Raw genomic sequence first — 15096 nt, 5'->3', positions numbered from 1 at the left:
CACGATACCGGTTACCACAATACCTAAAGGCGCAGAACGGTTCTTGCCCAGTGCAAGGTAGCCTGTGGCAGCAGATGCGGCTACGGTCAGCGCATAAGGGAATTGCGAGGTAACGTGGTCGATGTGGTTACAGTGTGCGCCGGTAGAAGAGAGGATGGTGGTATCGGAAATTGGCGAGCAGTGGTCGCCAAATACGGCACCGGCCATTACGGCAGACATGCAAGGGATAATCAGCGAAGGTTCGACTTTGACGGCCATGGCGGCGGCAATCGGCAACATGATGCCGAATGTGCCCCAACTTGTGCCGGTAGCGAAGGCCATCACGCCTGCGAGCAGAAACAAAATCACGGGTAGGAAGCCTGCGTGGATATTGCCTGCCACCAAAGTGGAGAGGTATTCGCCGGTGTGCATCTCGCTGACAACGGTGCTGATGATCCATGCCAAAATCAAGATGGTAATGGCACCGCGCATAGAGATGATGCCCTGCCAAATGGCTTTAGGGTAATCGTTGGTTTTGATGGTGCCGATGGTGCAGAGGATGACGGCCAATACACCGCAAGTACCGCCGAATACGAGGGAAGTGTTCACGTCGGTATTTTCAAACGCGCTGAGCAAAGAGAAGGTTTCAGAAGCTTGCGCACCAGTATAAATCATGGCGGAAACAGTGGTGACGATCAGTACCAAAACCGGCACAATCAGTGCAAATACACGGCCGTTGGGATGGCCTGTTTCAACGGTTTCATCATGAATTTCATTCAAAGCGGCGCGTTCCAAACGAGCCATAGAGCCGATGTCGAAGGAGAACCAGGCAACGACAAACACCATAATCAACGCGAAGACAGCGTAGTAATTCATCAGGCTCATGGCCACGAATGCGCCCATCGGTGTGTAGTCTGTGATGTTGTAAGTCACCAAAAGGCCGGCCAAAGTAGCGATAATCGATGCGCCCCAGCTGGATACCGGCATCAAAACGCACATCGGCGCGGCAGTGGAGTCTAGGATATAAGCCAGTTTGGCGCGGGAAACTTTGAATTTGTCGGTCACAGGGCGAGCAATCGCACCGACGGCAAGACTGTGAAAATAGTCGTCAATAAAGGTAACAAATACCAGACAGGCGGTCAGCAGCTTCGCACCGCGACGGCCTTTGATGTGCTGTTTTGCCCAATCGGCAAATGCCTGATTACTGCCGGAATGCGTCAGCAGGGAAGTGAAAATCCCCAAAAGCACCAAAAAGAGCAGGATTTTGGGTTTGCCCAAAGACCAATCGCCGTCCGCCCAAGTCAGGCTGACCGCCATGTCTTTTAAGTGAACCAAAGCATCGAGTGGATTGCCACCTACCAGTAGGAATGAGCCGACGATAATGCCGACACCTAAGGACAGTAATACACGGCGCGTTGCAATGGCCAAGGCGAGCGCAATGGCTGCCGGGACGATGGATAAAATAGAATTTGAATAATTAATAAGTTGCATAATTATATTGTATATAAGCGGTGAAATATTTTCAGACGGCCTAAACTGGAAGACGGATAACAAAATACCCACCGCCTCTGACAGATGGGTATTTTATCATCTAACACATCATCATGCTGTCTGAAAAATCGGACTACTGCAGATTTAGCGCGAGGAACAAAGTATTGCCTTCGCGTTGTACCAAAAGCGGTACGTTTTTGCCTGAGCTTTCCAATGCGCTACGGAAAGTGGATTCGTCATTGACGCTGATTTGGCTGACGGCAATGATTTCGTCGCCGCGTTTGAGGCCGGCACGTTCGGCCGCTCCGCTAACGCGCAGAACGATTAAGCGTTGTTTGCCGTCTGCGTTTTCAACTTGCAGGGTAACGCCTGCATTTTCAACGGTAAATCCGTCATGGCCGCCGTCGTGTTGCGGGTGTTCGGCTTCTTTTGCAGAAGTTTCCGTTTGTTCGGCTGCGCTGCCAAGTTTGACTTTGACATCGGTTTGTTTGCCGCCGCGCCAAATGCTCAAAGTCACTTCTTTACCCGGCATCATCGAGCCGACCATGACCGGCAAATCGCTGGAGGCGCGGACTTCTTCTCCGTTTACGCTGCGGACAATATCGCCGACTTGCAACCCGGCTTGTTGTGCCGCGCTGTTCGGCATGATTTTGGCAATCAGTGCGCCACTTGCTTTGTCCAAACCGAAAGATTTGGCCAAATCATAAGAAACTTCTTGAATAACCACGCCTAATTGACCGCGTTGGACTTTGCCGTTGGCTTTTAATTGATCGGCCACATTCATGGCAACATCAATCGGAATAGCAAACGAAATGCCCATGAAACCGCCGCTGCGGCTGTAAATTTGCGAGTTGATGCCGACTACTTGGCCGCGGAGGTTGAATAGTGGACCGCCTGAGTTGCCGGGGTTGATGGCAACGTCGGTTTGGATGAACGGCGTGTAGTTTTCATTCGGCAGGCTGCGACCTTTGGCGGAGACGATGCCGGAAGTTACGCTGTTGTCAAAGCCGAAAGGCGCGCCGATGGCGGCTACCCATTCGCCCGGTTTCAAATCTTTCGGATTGCCGATTTTGACAACCGGCAAGTCTTCTTGCGACTCGATTTTTAAGAGGGCAACATCGGATTGGGCATCTGAGCCGACCAGTTTGGCCGTGTATTCGCGTTTGTCGTTGAGCAGGACTTTAATATTGCCCATGCCGGCAACCACGTGGGTATTGGTCAGGATATAACCGTCTTTGCTGATAATAAAGCCGGAACCGAAATTCAAAGCGTCGCTTTCAGTATCTTCTTGCGGCATGTCGGGCATATTGGGAACAAGGCGCTTGAAGAACTCGTAAAACGGATCATTGTCGGGGAATTGGCTCAGGTCCATGCTGTGGTCGTCATCCGGTGTCGCAGTGCGTTTTGCCGGTGTCGCTTGAATATTAACGACTGCCTGTCCTTCGTTTTGTACCAGTTGGGCGAAGTCGGGCAACAACATACCGACTTTCCCGTCATCGGTATTGGTTTCTATGCGTTGGACGAGTTCTTTGTTTTCGTCTTTGTCGAAAAAGGTGCTGACTTTGTCGCAACCTGAAAGAAGGGAAGCTGAGAGAACAGCAAGGGCCAGATATGTGTTTGTTTTAATATTCACGAAAGTTCCTTTTGCCGGTGCCTATCGTATTGTCGGCATGCGTTTGAGCCGGCAGGCAGTTTTATTGTTTGAATGCTGTTTAAATGTATAAGGTAGGATTTTTACACTTTAACGGTTTTTTTTCAAGCATTTCATTTTAAATGAAAAAATGATGATTGGGATTTTATTGTTTAAAGGCCGTCTGAAAACTTTTGAATATGACCTGTCGGTCGGTTCGCTTTTTTCAGACGGCCTTTAAATTGTGGTCAGTCGTGTTGATCCAAATGGTAGATCTGTGCCACGGCATCGATTAATTCGCTGTTGTCCGAGCCAGCTTTATTGAGCGTGCGTGTCGGAGAGTGGAGCAGTTTGTTGGTCAACTGAATGGAGAGGCGTTCGAGGACATCCTCGGCGGATACGCCTTTTGCCAGTTGCTTCATGGCATTTTCCAATACTTGGCGGCGTGCACGTTCACCTTCGTCGCGCAAGGCGCGGATAAGCGGAACGCTTTGGCGGTTTTTCTGTAGGCGGATAAATTCGCTGACTTTTTCTTCCACCATGCTTTCAGCCGCCGCCGCTGCTTTTTTGCGCGCATCTTTACCGCTTTGGACAATGTCCATCATGTCGTCTACGGTATAGAGATATGCGTCTTCCAATTCGCCGACTTCGGCTTCGATATCGCGCGGAACAGCCAAATCCAGCAGGAAAACAGGCATGTTGTGGCGTTTTTTCAATGCGCGTTCGACCATGCCTTTGCCGACGAGTGGGAGTTGGCTGGCAGTGGAAGAAACAACCACGTCGTAATCGTGAAGAATATCGGGCAATTCGTTCAGCAGGCAAGCTTCGGCGTTGACACCGAGTTTGTCGCACAATTCCTGCGCGCGCTGGTGTGTGCGGTTGGCAACGGTAATGAGCTTGGGATTTTTGGCGGCAAAATAAGTAGCCACCAGCTCAATCATTTCGCCTGCGCCGATAAAAAGGACGTTCAGATCAGAAATGGAAGGGAAGATTTGCTCTGCCATTTTGACCGATGCAGAAGCCATGGAGACGGAGTTTTCGCCGACAGCAGTGTCGGTACGCACTTCTTTGGCAACGGCAAAGGTTTTTTGAAACAGGGCGTTTAAGTGGGTGTTGATGCTTTCCTGTTCTTGCGCAACGCGGACGGCATCTTTGATTTGACCGAGAATTTGCGGTTCGCCCAAGACCATGGAATCTAAACCGCAGGCGACGCGGAAGGCGTGGCGGACGGTTTCATTATTATCTAAGGTATAGAGGTAAGGGCGGATTTCTTCGGCAGGCAGGTCGTGATATTGTGCCAACCAGTCGATGATTTTTTCGGTTTCGCCGACGCAGTAAAGCTCGGTGCGGTTGCAGGTAGAAAGAATGACTGCTTCTTCCGCCGCCTCACTACGCGCGAGGTTGGACACGGCATCCGGCAGATTTGCAGCTGCAAATGCCAGTTTTTCGCGTATGCTCAAGGGCGCGGTTTGGTGATTGAGTCCGACGACGGTAAGTTGCATGGTTATGGTATGACTGGGTAGTGTGTGTGGTGGGTATTATAGCTTAAGTGGGCTTTAAAATGAATGTGTTGGGGGAGAAGATGCAATGAGGTTTGCCATCGAAAAGGCCGTCTGAAAAGATTCAGACGGCCTTTTATCAAGAAAGGCTTAAACGGCTTCAGCTTCTTCTGCCAAGAAACCGCGCAGTTTTTGCATAGCTTTGGCTTCGATTTGGCGGATGCGTTCGGCAGATACGCCGTATTCGGCAGCCAATTCGTGCAGGGTCAAACCGCCATCGTCTTGCAACCAGCGGCTTTCAACGATACGGCGGCTGCGGTCGTCCAGTTGTGCCAAGGCGTTTTGCAGACCTTCGGTTTGCAGGGCGTAGTGGGCTTGTTTGGACAACTGGCGGCTAGGCTCTGCATCGTGATCGGCCAACCAGTCGATAGGGGCGAAGTTGTCTTCGTCATCGTTGTTTTCTGCCATGATGCCGATATCGTGACCGGTCATGCGTTGTTCCATTTCCAAGACTTCGGACAATTTGACGCCCAAATCGTCGGCGATTTCTTGCGCTTCTTTTGGAGACAAGGCATTCAGGTTTTTACGCATGCTGCGCAGATTGAAGAACAGTTTGCGTTGCGGTTTGGTTGTGGCAACGCGGACCAAACGCCAGTTGCGCAAAATGAATTCGTGGATTTCTGCTTTAATCCAATGCACGGCAAACGAAAACAGGCGCGCGCCGCGGCTTGGTTCGTAGCGTTTGACGGCTTTCATCAAGCCGATATTGCCTTCTTGAATCAGGTCGGCTTGGTTGAGGCCGTAGCCGTCGTAGCCGCGTGCGATGGATACGACGACGCGAAGATGAGACAGAATAAGCTGTTTGGCGGCGTTGAGATCGCCTTTTTGCTGACGTTCGGCCAGTTGTGTTTCTTCTTCGGCAGTCAGCATGGGAATGCTGTTGACAGTATGAATGTATTGCTCGAGGCTACCGTTGCCGCTGTGGATAACGGGTAATGCAAAAGCTTTATTCATAAAGGATGCTCTCCTTGATTGGGCCGTCTGAAAACGGCTTTTTGTTTATTGTGTGACAAGCAGTATAACACTGCCTGTGGTTTGTTTTGTTATGGGTTGGATTTTTTCTGTAAATTAACGATAGATTCAATAGTTTTTACTACTTGAATCGCAAGGGTTGATTGTCTTTGAAAATTTGAGTGATTTGCTAGGTTTTGGGTAAGTATATTACAAACATTTTTGTATGTAAATAGTTTTAGCAATAAAAAAGACCTTGTATAACAAGGTCTTAAAATTTTTATTCTGGTTTCTTCCGGCCAATCAGGATAAGGAATACGCCGATAACGGCCAAAATACTGATAAGCCATGTTGAGCCGCCTGCTTTCATATAAGGCGTTTCGCCGATATAGCCTTTAACGTGGCCTTCGAGGACGGTTTCTGTATCTGGTTGGGCTTCGGCAACAATCGTACCTTTAGGGGAAATAATGGCGGTTGCACCGGTATTGGTGGCGCGAACCATGTAGCGGCCCAGCTCCATTGCGCGTGCTTGGGATTGTTGAAGCTGCTGATACATGGCATTCGATTTGCCGTACCACGCCATATTGCTGATGTTGGCAAGCAGGGTGGAGCGTTTGGCCGTTGCGATGAGTTCGTCGCCGAAGCCGTCTTCATAGCAGATGTTGAAGGCAACTTTTTGATCTTTCATCACCAACGGCGCTTGGTTGTCGCCGCCTTTTTGGAAGTCGGCCAAAGGCATATCCATCATTTTATAGAGGCGCTCGGTAATGATGGGCAATGGCTTGTATTCGCCGAATGGAACCAGGTGGTTCTTGGCGTAGTAGGGGATGGTATCGGAAGTGCTGTTGTGATAGTCGCTCAAATTGATGACGGCATTTTCGTAGCCGTTGCCGTCGGGCGTATATTGGCTGATGCCGATGGCCAATGCGCTGCCGTTGCTTTGCGCTTGCTCGGCGAATTGTTCCAAGATGCCTTCGGGCAGGTCTTGGCGCATCAGTGGCAGAGCGGTCTCGGGCAGGATGACGATGTCGGCACTGGTTTTGCTGATTTGTTCGTAGTATTTCTGAATGGTCGGAATGATTTGTTCTTCTTTCCATTTCAGATTTTGCTCGATATTGCCTTGAATCAGGGCAACCGTGCTGGTGCTGCCGTCAGGGCGGGTGTATTCGGTTTGTTGGGAAATGTAGCCGACGGAGCAGAGCGCAACGATAAGGAATAAGGGCAGCAGGCGGTGTTTCAGACGGCCGTGGTCGTCAATCAGCAACACCAGCCATGCGCTGAGGAAAGCGGTTGCCAGCGTGACCATATGAATGCCGCCCAAAGGTGCGAAACCTGCCAACGGGCTGTCTTTGATGATTTGGGAATAGCCGATTGCGCCCCAGCCGAATCCGGTCAGAAAACGTTCGCGGGCAAATTCTGCCAGCGTCCACAAAATCGGCAACAGCAGGCCGGTTTTAGCCCAGCGTGACAGGTTGCATTTTCTCCACACCCAAAAACAGATGGCCGGATAAAGCGCGAGAAAAGCCGGCAGCAGGAAGGTGAGGGGGATGGCGTATGAATCCGGCAAACCCGAAACATCATGCAAGGCAGTGTGTATCCAATAAAACTGCGCCGTATAACCGATTAATCCGAACAAATAGGCAGTCATGACGGCAAAGCGCGGACGCAATTCAATCAGGCGTATCAGCGCGCCAAACAACAGCGGCATCAGCCAGAAATGATAATACGGGGCGAAAGTGAACGGTGTCGCGGCGGCAATCAAGATGACCAGCGGCCAGTACAGCAGCGGATGTTGCCAATATTGTTCGAGTTTACGGAAAATATTCATGCTTTAAATGGTATTGAGGCCGTCTGAAAAGTTTTCAGACGGCAGGGAAACAAAATCAGTCTTTTTGAAACAATTTCATTGCAGGCAGGACGATTGCGCAAGCTAAGGCACCGGCGGCTACTCCGACCACCAAGTTGGCGATATGTTCCATCATGCCGCTGTCCCAATGTTGCGCGTGGAGGAAATCGTGCAAAAAGCCAAGGTTGTGGGCGATCAGTCCGCCGCCAACCAAGAACATCGCCAGCGTGCCGACAATGCTCAAGCCGCGCATAAACCAAGGCATAAATGAAATCAAACCGCGTCCGATGCCTTGTACGGCGGCGCTTTTTTGGCGCATCAACATCATACCGAGGTCGTCAAGTTTGACGATAATGCCGACCAAACCATAGACCAATGCAGTCATGCCGACACCGATGGCGGCCATAACCAAAGAACGTGTCATCAGGTCATATTTTTCAACAACACCTAGCGCGATAATGATGATTTCGGCGGATAGGATGAAATCTGTGCGGACTGCGCCTTTCACTTTTGTTTTTTCGTCTGTGACTTCAGGCTCTGCATCGTGTTCGTCTTCGTGTTCATTACGGTGTAGAAATTTGTGCAACAGTTTTTCCACGCCTTCAAAACACAAATAAACACCGCCGATCATCAGCAACGGCGTAATCAGCGCAGGCACGAAAGCGGAAAGCAACAGCGCAAGCGGCACCAGAATCAGCTTATTGACCAGAGAGCCTTTTGCCACCGCCCAAATAATCGGCAATTCGCGCTCGGCAGATACGCCGGTTACCTGATTGGCGTTGAGCGCCAAATCGTCACCGACCACGCCGGCGGTTTTTTTGGCGGCGACTTTGGTCATCATCGCTACATCGTCTAAAACGGCGGTAATGTCGTCCAAAAGCGTAAAGAGAGAGGCGAAGGCCATAATGTTGTCCGGATAAAATCAAATAAACGCGCGATTATATATGAAAATTCAGTTGCTTGAATGTTTTTCAGACGGCCGTTGACGGAAATTAACCAAAGGCCGTCTGAAAATGCTATTTCGGCGTATAACGTCCCGCCATGGCTTTATACACCATATTTTCGTATTTTAAGGCTTCATAGCGTTGGTTCAGCAGGTTTTGAGCCGAGCTGTATTCTGAATTCAAAGCCTCCAGCCAGTCTTTCAACTCGTTTTTACCGTGTTGGTAGCGTACTTGATAGTAATGGCTGTTTTTCTTGTCCAGCTGATAACGCTGTTCCTGATTGGCAAGGCTGGCCTGCGCGTTTTTGTAGGCAAGGTAATTGGTGTTGACCTCGTTGAGCGCGGTGGTCAGGGCTTTTTCAAAATTCAGCTTGGCACTGTCCATCTCCGCTTGTACGGTTTTGTCTTTCCATTTCATGGTCTGCCAGTTAAGGAAAGGCAGATTGATGGTGGCCGAACCGCCCAACATGGGGATATTGAACGTGCTTTTCGCTTTATCGGAAGACGTACTCAAACTTGCGCCCAAAGTAATCGACGGATACCAACTGCGTTTTTGCGCGTTGACCGATTGTTGCGACGCTTGCAGGCGGTATTCAGCGGCGCGCAGGTCGGGGCGGTTGGCCAAAACGGTAATCGGTACGTCCAAGTTCACGCCTTTGACAGGCAGCAGGCGGAATTGTGCCGGATCGGCGGCCAGGTTTTCAGACGGCCTTAAATTCAACAAATTACGCAAAACCTGTTTTTGCGTATCCAAATTGTTTTGCAAAGACAACAGGCTGTTTTCCGCACTCAGCAATGACTGTTTGGCTTGGGTCGGCTGGCTTGAATCGGCCCGGCCGTAGCGGAACTTGGCATTCGCAATGCGGTTGATTTCCTGATATTGCTTTAACGATTTTTTTGCTAGCTCAATCGCTTCGTTCAGATAGGCGATATTGAAATACGCATCGGCAACATTATTAATCAAAGTCAGGCGTGTGTTGGCCATGTCTTCATGCGTGGCTTGATATTCCCATACCTGAGCATCGGCAGTGGCACTGAGTTTGCGCCATAAATCCAATTCGTAGCTCAAGCCAAGCTGGCTGCTGAAGGTATTGCCGTGGCTGCCGGTTTTCAGGTTTTTAGAAGCATTTGCGCCCAACGAGCCGCTGAACGAAGGCACCAAATCCGCGCCCAAAATATTGGCTTGATACAAAGCTTTGTTGACGCTGATGGCCGCCTGTTTCAAATCGACATTGTTCGCCAACGCCTGCTCCATCAGCGCGTTGAGCTGCTGGCTTTGGTAGATTTCCCACCAGTTGCCGTTTACATCGTAGCGTTCGGCAGTTTCCGCCGCGCTCATGACTTGACCGGTTGCTTCCAGCATCAGGTTCGGATTGGCTTTAGGTGCGGTGCACGCACTTAGGGCAAGGGCAACAGCCAATGATAAGGCTGCTTGGGAAAAAGGTTTCGTCTTCATAAAAAATCTTTCGGGTAACAGCATTTCAGACGGCCTTAAGATAATAGGCCGTCTGAAACATAATCAATCCTGAGCCAGCGCATCAATCGGGTTGAGCTTGGAAGCCTTGTTGGCAGGCATAAAGCCGAACGCGACGCCGATGGCGGTGGAGCAGACAACTGCGCCGATGACGGAAGTCATGGAAATGCTCATTGGGAAGTCGGTGACAAAGTAGTTGAACACCAGGCTGATGCTTGCGGACAACAATACGCCTGACAGACCTCCGATGATACAGATTAAAACGGCTTCAATCAGAAACTGCTGCAAAATATTGTTGCGCCGCGCGCCGATTGCCATGCGGACGCCGATTTCTTTGGTGCGCTCGGTAACGGAGACCAGCATGATGTTCATCACGCCGATACCGCCGACCACCAAAGAGATGACCGCAATGGAAGAAATTAGTAGTGTCATGGTGCCGGTCGTGCTTTCAACCATTTCTTTGATGCTGTCGCTGTTGTTCATAAAGAAGTCTTCTGTACCGTGGCGTGCTTTCAGCAGCTCGGTCAGGCTTTTTTCGGCAACTTGCGTGTTGGCATCGTCTTTGATTTTGACAACGATGGAGTTGGTATGGCTCTCGCCGGTAATTTGGTGCATGACCGTTGTATAAGGTGACCAAAGCATCAGTGAGTCGGAATTGCCGAATGAGTTGTCATCCTTTTTCATAATGCCGATGACGGTTAGCGGACGTTTTTTGAAAAGGATGGTTTTGCCTAAAGGATTGACGCCTTCTCCGAAGAGTTTGGTTTTGGTGTTTTGGTCGATGACGACGACTTGTGCATCGGTTTTTACATCGTCATCATCAAACAGACGGCCTTCTTCCAATTTCAAACCGCGCACGTCGAAATATTGTTCGCCTACGCCGTAAAGCGAGGCGGTCAGGTCGGTGTTGCGGTAGGTCAAGGTGCCGCCGGAGTTGGTTTGAGGGGTGGCAGAGGCGACGTAGCTTTGTTGGCTGATGGCTTTTGCGTCATTAATCGTCAGTGTTTTGATTCGTCCGCTTCTACGGTCGCCAAAACCACGGCCGGGGAAGATACTGATGGTGTTTGTGCCCATCGAGTTGATGTCTTCCAAGATTTTTTGTTGCGAGCCATTACCCAAGGCCACTACCGATACTACCGAAGCAATACCGATGATAATCCCCAGCATGGTCAGCAGTGAACGCATTTTGTGCGCCATAATCGCCTGTACCGACATTTTGAATGCTTCCATAAATTGATCGTAATAAAACGACCAGGAAGCTTTTTCTTTAATCCTCTCCACTTTGCTTGGCGGGATATCGGGATTTTTAGACGTATCTGAAATAATCTGACCGTCGCGGATTTCGATGACGCGGTTTGCGTTTGCCGCAATGCCCGGATCGTGGGTGACCATAATCACGGTATGCCCGTCTTCGTGCAGCTTATGGATGATTTCCATCACGTTTTTACCGCTAGCGGTATCCAATGCGCCAGTTGGCTCGTCGGCAAAGATGATTTCGCCGCCGTTCATCAACGCGCGGGCAATCGAAACGCGTTGTTGCTGACCGCCGGAAAGTTCGCTGGGTTTGTTGCCTTCTTTATTTTGCAAACCCAAATCGCCCAATAGTTTTTCCGCACGTTCCGCACGCTCTTTACTGTCCATGCCCATATACACGGCAGGCAGGGCGACGTTGTCTCGGGCGGTCAGCGAGCTTAACAGGTTGTAACGCTGGAAAATAAAGCCGAAACGCTCACGGCGCAAAGCCGCCAGCTCATCCGGCTGCATTTGCGATGTTTCGATGCCGTCGATTTGATAAGAGCCGGAAGTGGCGGTATCCAGACAGCCCAAGATATTCATCAGCGTAGATTTGCCTGAACCGGACTGGCCGATAATCGCCACAAAGTCGCCTTTCTCAATAGAAAGGCTGACATCTTTCAATACGTGCACACGGTTTTCACCGCTACCGAAAAAACGGTTGATATTCTTACATTCGATTAAACTCATAATCTTTCCGGGCGAAAAATAGAAATACAGGAACTAAGGCCGTCTGAAACACAGCCAAATCTTTCAGACGGCCTTAATCAATCAGCGAGGAGGGCCGCCGCCCATCATCGCGCGTTCGCTGCTCTTATTCTTTTCATCTGCGCTCATTTCAGAAACGATCACTTTTTCGCCTTCTTTCAAGCCGCTTTTGATTTCGGTATTCATGCTGTCTTTCAAACCGACGGTTACTTCGCGTTCTACCGCTTTATTGTCTGCACCCAAAATGCTGACATAGGATTTGCCGTTATGCTTTTTCACAGTCAGTGTCGGTACCAGCAAGACATTTTTCACGCCGTTGATTTCGATCGTGTTTTGAGTGGTCATGCCGATAGAAAGTTTGCCTTCGGGATTTGGCACCAGGGCGCGGGCATAGTAGTAAATCGCATTGGAAGTCGTGTCCGTGCTGCTGGTGTAGCTGCCCAAAGACATGGTGGTCAGGCCGGGGTCGACGCTGTCTAATTTCGCTTTAATCGGGGTGTCCGGTTCGGACAAAATGGTGAACGAAATATCCTGACCGGCTTTGACTTTCGTGATGTCGCCCTCGGCAATCTGCATTTTGTTTAACATGGTTTCCAGATTGGCCAGTTGGATAATGGTCGGCGTAGATTGCGCCGCATTGACGGATTGGCCTTCTTCAACAGGAATGGCGACTACAGTGCCGTCCATGGTGGCGGTAATCCGCGTGTGACCCAGTTCGGATTCAGCCGTATTAATCGAGATTTTTGATTGTTTGATGGAGGCCTTCAGTTCGGCGACATTCGCTTTGGCTGCGGCTAAAGAGTCTTGTGCAGATTCCAAGTCTTCCTTGGAAGTTGCCTGTTCTTTCCATAAGGCAAGTTCGCGTTTATATTTTTTCTCCGCACTGGAAAGCGCGATTTCGGCAGAAACCAATTTTGCCTGATAGGTTTCCAGTTTGGATTTTTCGGTATTTAAGGTATTGATCTGATTGGTTGAGTCGATTTCCGCAATCAGATCGCCTTTTTTCACTTGTTGGCCCAGTTTCACATACAGTTTTTTAATCTGACCTGAAGCTTCCGCGCCTACGGATACTAAATTGGAAGGTGAGATTTCGCCGGTTGCCGACACGGTTTGACGGATATCGCCGCGTTTGACCACTTCCGTAATAAAAGAAGACTGAGGCTCAGGCTTCATCAAAGACCAGCCGCCGAAAGCCGCTGCTACTACAACAGCCGTACCGGCCGCCCACTTGAAAACTTTAGACATATACAAGGAACCAATTCAATAAAATAACGTTGCAGACAAGCAATAAATGTATGTTGGAGACAAAAAAACAACTGGATTTTACTGTAAAGACCAAGGCCAACCAAGAGACGGTCGGCTTAAATTGAAGTTTAACTTATTGAAATAAAAAATAAAGAGTAGTAAACATTTTTCAGAACTTGTACCTCGTTTACATAAATTCCCAAACTCCCTCCGTATCTGAACATTTAAGCCGCAAGAAAACTACTATAATATTCATGTCTTATTCTAATTATTTACGACATAAATACAATGAAACACCAACAAGGCTTCACGCTTATCGAGCTGCTGATAGTCGTTGTGATTGCAGCCATTCTCGCTACCATCGCATATCCGTCTTATCAAAACTACATCCGCCAAACGCGCCTTGCCGCCGTCCGCACGCAGATGCTTCATAACGCCCAACAGCTCGAACGCTACTACACTCAAAAAAGTACATTTGTAGGGTTTCCTCCTGAAAATTTACAGCAGAATCAATATTTCAATATTAGTTTTTCCGAAGGTACGGCTTCTATGCCTAATCCTTCCGATTCAGGTTATATTTTAAAGGCAGAGCCTAACAAAGAAACCAACGCTAATGAAACCTGTACCGTTTATTACAACGACAGCGGTATCATCTGGGCAAGCAGCGACAAGCAAAACTGTCCCGGTTATGAAATGCCAAAATCAGAATAAATCGAAGTATAAAAGGCCGTCTGAATTTCAGACGGCCTTTTTGATGGCTTGGCTGTATAAGCAGATGAGCCTAAACAGGGCAAAGATTGGTAATCTCAACCCGATGTGAAGCCCAGCTTAGCCTTTGCGGCGCGGTTCGTCAGGGCGGATGCGGGAAGCCAGTTGGTCGAGGATGCCGTTGACGAATTTATGGCCATCGGTACCGCCGAAAGTTTTGGTAACTTCGATGGCTTCATTGATGATAACAGGGTATGGGGTTTCAGGCATGGTGCTCAGCTCATGGCAGGCAACCAGCAAAACGGCGCGTTCGATAGGACTGAGGTCTTTTTCGTCGCGGTCAAGCAGGGGGCTGATTTTTTCCATGTATTCTTCGGCATGGGTTTGTGCGCCGAAAAACAGTTTGTTGAACAGCTCTTCATCCATATTGGAAGATTGGGACAGTTCGTGGATGTTTTTGGCGATTTCGGGAGCGGCAGTTTTGTTGATGCCTGCTTGATAAATAGCTTGTACGGCAAGCTCGCGTGCGCGGCGGCGTGGGCTTTTCATGGGTATTCCTTGTGAAGAAGTGCCGATGGTTGTCGGCTGAATATTGAATAATTCAGACGGCCTCAATGTCATGATTGAGAGGCCGTCTGAAAATATGCGGTATTCAATACGGGGAGAAGCTTATTCTTCGTCGTCTTCGTATTGTTCTGACAAAAGATGGTTGACCAAGTTGGCGCATTCTACGGCAACTTTGGCGGCATCGGAGGCTTTTTCTTCGATGCGTGCAACAGCTTGTTCGTCGTTTTCAGTCGTCAGGATGGCGTTGGCGATAGGGATGTTGTAGTCAAGGGCAACGCGGCTGACACCTGCGCCGGACTCATTGGATACCAATTCAAAGTGGTAGGTTTCGCCACGAATGACAACGCCGATAGCAATCAGGGCATCGAATTGTTCGGATGAAGCAAGGTTCATCAGCGCGATAGGCACTTCAAGCGCGCCGGGAACGGTGGCAAGTGTGATGTTGTCTTCGGATACGCCCAATTCTTTTAGGGTGCGGCAGCATACTTTGACCATTTCGCTGCCGATTTCGTTGGTGAAACGGGCTTGAACGATGCCGATGCGCAGGTTGGTGCCATCGAGGCGTGGTTCGATAATATTCATGATGATTCCTTCAATATTTGTGAAATAGGGATTCGGCTTGGTTTCAGACGGCCTTGTTATAGGGAAGACCGTCTGAAACGAAATGGGGATGGATTATTCTTGCGGCTGCCAATCGGCAAC

The 15096-nt window shown here is 49.5% G+C and carries 12 protein-coding genes; 1 reads left to right on the top strand and 11 read right to left on the bottom strand.

The window, feature by feature from the left end; genetic code table 11:
* The 9 genes from Q1M25_RS04025 to Q1M25_RS03985 form a co-directional block, all read right to left on the bottom strand.
* The coding region (locus Q1M25_RS04025; RefSeq protein ID WP_300482047.1) for a Na+/H+ antiporter NhaC family protein at positions 1 to 1470 on the bottom strand (1470 nt) is incomplete at its 3' end.
* 133 nt (positions 1471 to 1603) lie between these two features.
* Positions 1604 to 3103, bottom strand: coding sequence for a DegQ family serine endoprotease (locus Q1M25_RS04020; protein WP_300482045.1), 1500 nt, complete (start codon positions 3101 to 3103; stop codon positions 1604 to 1606).
* 245 nt (positions 3104 to 3348) lie between these two features.
* On the bottom strand, positions 3349 to 4602 hold the full coding sequence (gene hemA, locus Q1M25_RS04015) for a glutamyl-tRNA reductase (protein ID WP_003684306.1): 1254 nt from the start codon (positions 4600 to 4602) through the stop codon (positions 3349 to 3351).
* A gap of 147 nt (positions 4603 to 4749) precedes the next feature.
* Positions 4750 to 5613, bottom strand: coding sequence for an RNA polymerase sigma factor RpoH (rpoH, locus tag Q1M25_RS04010; RefSeq protein WP_004519690.1), 864 nt, complete (start codon positions 5611 to 5613; stop codon positions 4750 to 4752).
* Between the two features lie 277 nt (positions 5614 to 5890).
* On the bottom strand, positions 5891 to 7438 hold the full coding sequence (gene lnt, locus Q1M25_RS04005; RefSeq protein WP_300482040.1) for an apolipoprotein N-acyltransferase: 1548 nt from the start codon (positions 7436 to 7438) through the stop codon (positions 5891 to 5893).
* 55 nt (positions 7439 to 7493) lie between these two features.
* Complete coding sequence (locus Q1M25_RS04000; RefSeq protein ID WP_300482037.1) at positions 7494 to 8360, bottom strand: DUF808 domain-containing protein; 867 nt, start codon at positions 8358 to 8360, stop codon at positions 7494 to 7496.
* Between the two features lie 112 nt (positions 8361 to 8472).
* Positions 8473 to 9855 carry a TolC family protein gene (locus tag Q1M25_RS03995; RefSeq protein WP_300482034.1) on the bottom strand — a complete coding sequence of 461 codons (1383 nt, stop codon included), beginning with the start codon at positions 9853 to 9855 and terminating at the stop codon, positions 8473 to 8475.
* 63 nt (positions 9856 to 9918) lie between these two features.
* Complete coding sequence (locus Q1M25_RS03990; RefSeq protein ID WP_300482032.1) at positions 9919 to 11856, bottom strand: MacB family efflux pump subunit; 1938 nt, start codon at positions 11854 to 11856, stop codon at positions 9919 to 9921.
* Between the two features lie 81 nt (positions 11857 to 11937).
* Positions 11938 to 13119 (bottom strand): efflux RND transporter periplasmic adaptor subunit, encoded by a 1182-nt coding sequence (locus Q1M25_RS03985; protein ID WP_300482030.1) that lies wholly within the window; start codon positions 13117 to 13119, stop codon positions 11938 to 11940.
* 288 nt (positions 13120 to 13407) lie between these two features.
* On the opposite strand from Q1M25_RS03985, the gene Q1M25_RS03980 reads away from it, so the two are divergent.
* Positions 13408 to 13830: a type IV pilin protein gene (locus Q1M25_RS03980; protein WP_300482028.1), complete on the top strand. Its 423-nt coding sequence runs from the start codon at positions 13408 to 13410 to the stop codon at positions 13828 to 13830.
* Positions 13831 to 13947: 117 nt separating this feature from the next.
* Here Q1M25_RS03980 and nusB read toward each other — a convergent pair whose 3' ends face one another.
* Both nusB and ribH read right to left on the bottom strand, forming a co-directional pair.
* Entirely contained in the window at positions 13948 to 14376 is a 429-nt protein-coding gene (nusB, locus tag Q1M25_RS03975; RefSeq protein ID WP_003748564.1) for a transcription antitermination factor NusB, read from the bottom strand.
* Between the two features lie 120 nt (positions 14377 to 14496).
* Positions 14497 to 14976 carry a 6,7-dimethyl-8-ribityllumazine synthase gene (gene ribH, locus Q1M25_RS03970; RefSeq protein ID WP_036493252.1) on the bottom strand — a complete coding sequence of 160 codons (480 nt, stop codon included), beginning with the start codon at positions 14974 to 14976 and terminating at the stop codon, positions 14497 to 14499.
* Positions 14977 to 15096: the final 120 nt, after the last annotated feature.

The organism is uncultured Neisseria sp. (assembly GCF_951230505.1).
Taxonomy (GTDB): Bacteria; Pseudomonadota; Gammaproteobacteria; order Burkholderiales; family Neisseriaceae; genus Neisseria.
Note: the sequence above shows the minus strand (reverse complement) of the source record. Positions and strands in the feature narration are given on the sequence as shown.

Bases quoted from the DNA above. Each gene is read 5' to 3' on its own strand.
- hemA (WP_003684306.1), bottom strand. From the start codon at position 4,602: ATGCAACTTACCGTCGTCGGACTCAATCACCAAACCGCGCCCTTGAGC.
- rpoH (WP_004519690.1), bottom strand. From the start codon at position 5,613: ATGAATAAAGCTTTTGCATTACCCGTTATCCACAGCGGCAACGGTAGC.
- lnt (WP_300482040.1), bottom strand. From the start codon at position 7,438: ATGAATATTTTCCGTAAACTCGAACAATATTGGCAACATCCGCTGCTG.
- Q1M25_RS04000 (WP_300482037.1), bottom strand. From the start codon at position 8,360: ATGGCCTTCGCCTCTCTCTTTACGCTTTTGGACGACATTACCGCCGTT.
- Q1M25_RS03995 (WP_300482034.1), bottom strand. From the start codon at position 9,855: ATGAAGACGAAACCTTTTTCCCAAGCAGCCTTATCATTGGCTGTTGCC.
- Q1M25_RS03990 (WP_300482032.1), bottom strand. From the start codon at position 11,856: ATGAGTTTAATCGAATGTAAGAATATCAACCGTTTTTTCGGTAGCGGT.
- Q1M25_RS03985 (WP_300482030.1), bottom strand. From the start codon at position 13,119: ATGTCTAAAGTTTTCAAGTGGGCGGCCGGTACGGCTGTTGTAGTAGCA.
- Q1M25_RS03980 (WP_300482028.1), top strand. From the start codon at position 13,408: ATGAAACACCAACAAGGCTTCACGCTTATCGAGCTGCTGATAGTCGTT.
- nusB (WP_003748564.1), bottom strand. From the start codon at position 14,376: ATGAAAAGCCCACGCCGCCGCGCACGCGAGCTTGCCGTACAAGCTATT.
- ribH (WP_036493252.1), bottom strand. From the start codon at position 14,976: ATGAATATTATCGAACCACGCCTCGATGGCACCAACCTGCGCATCGGC.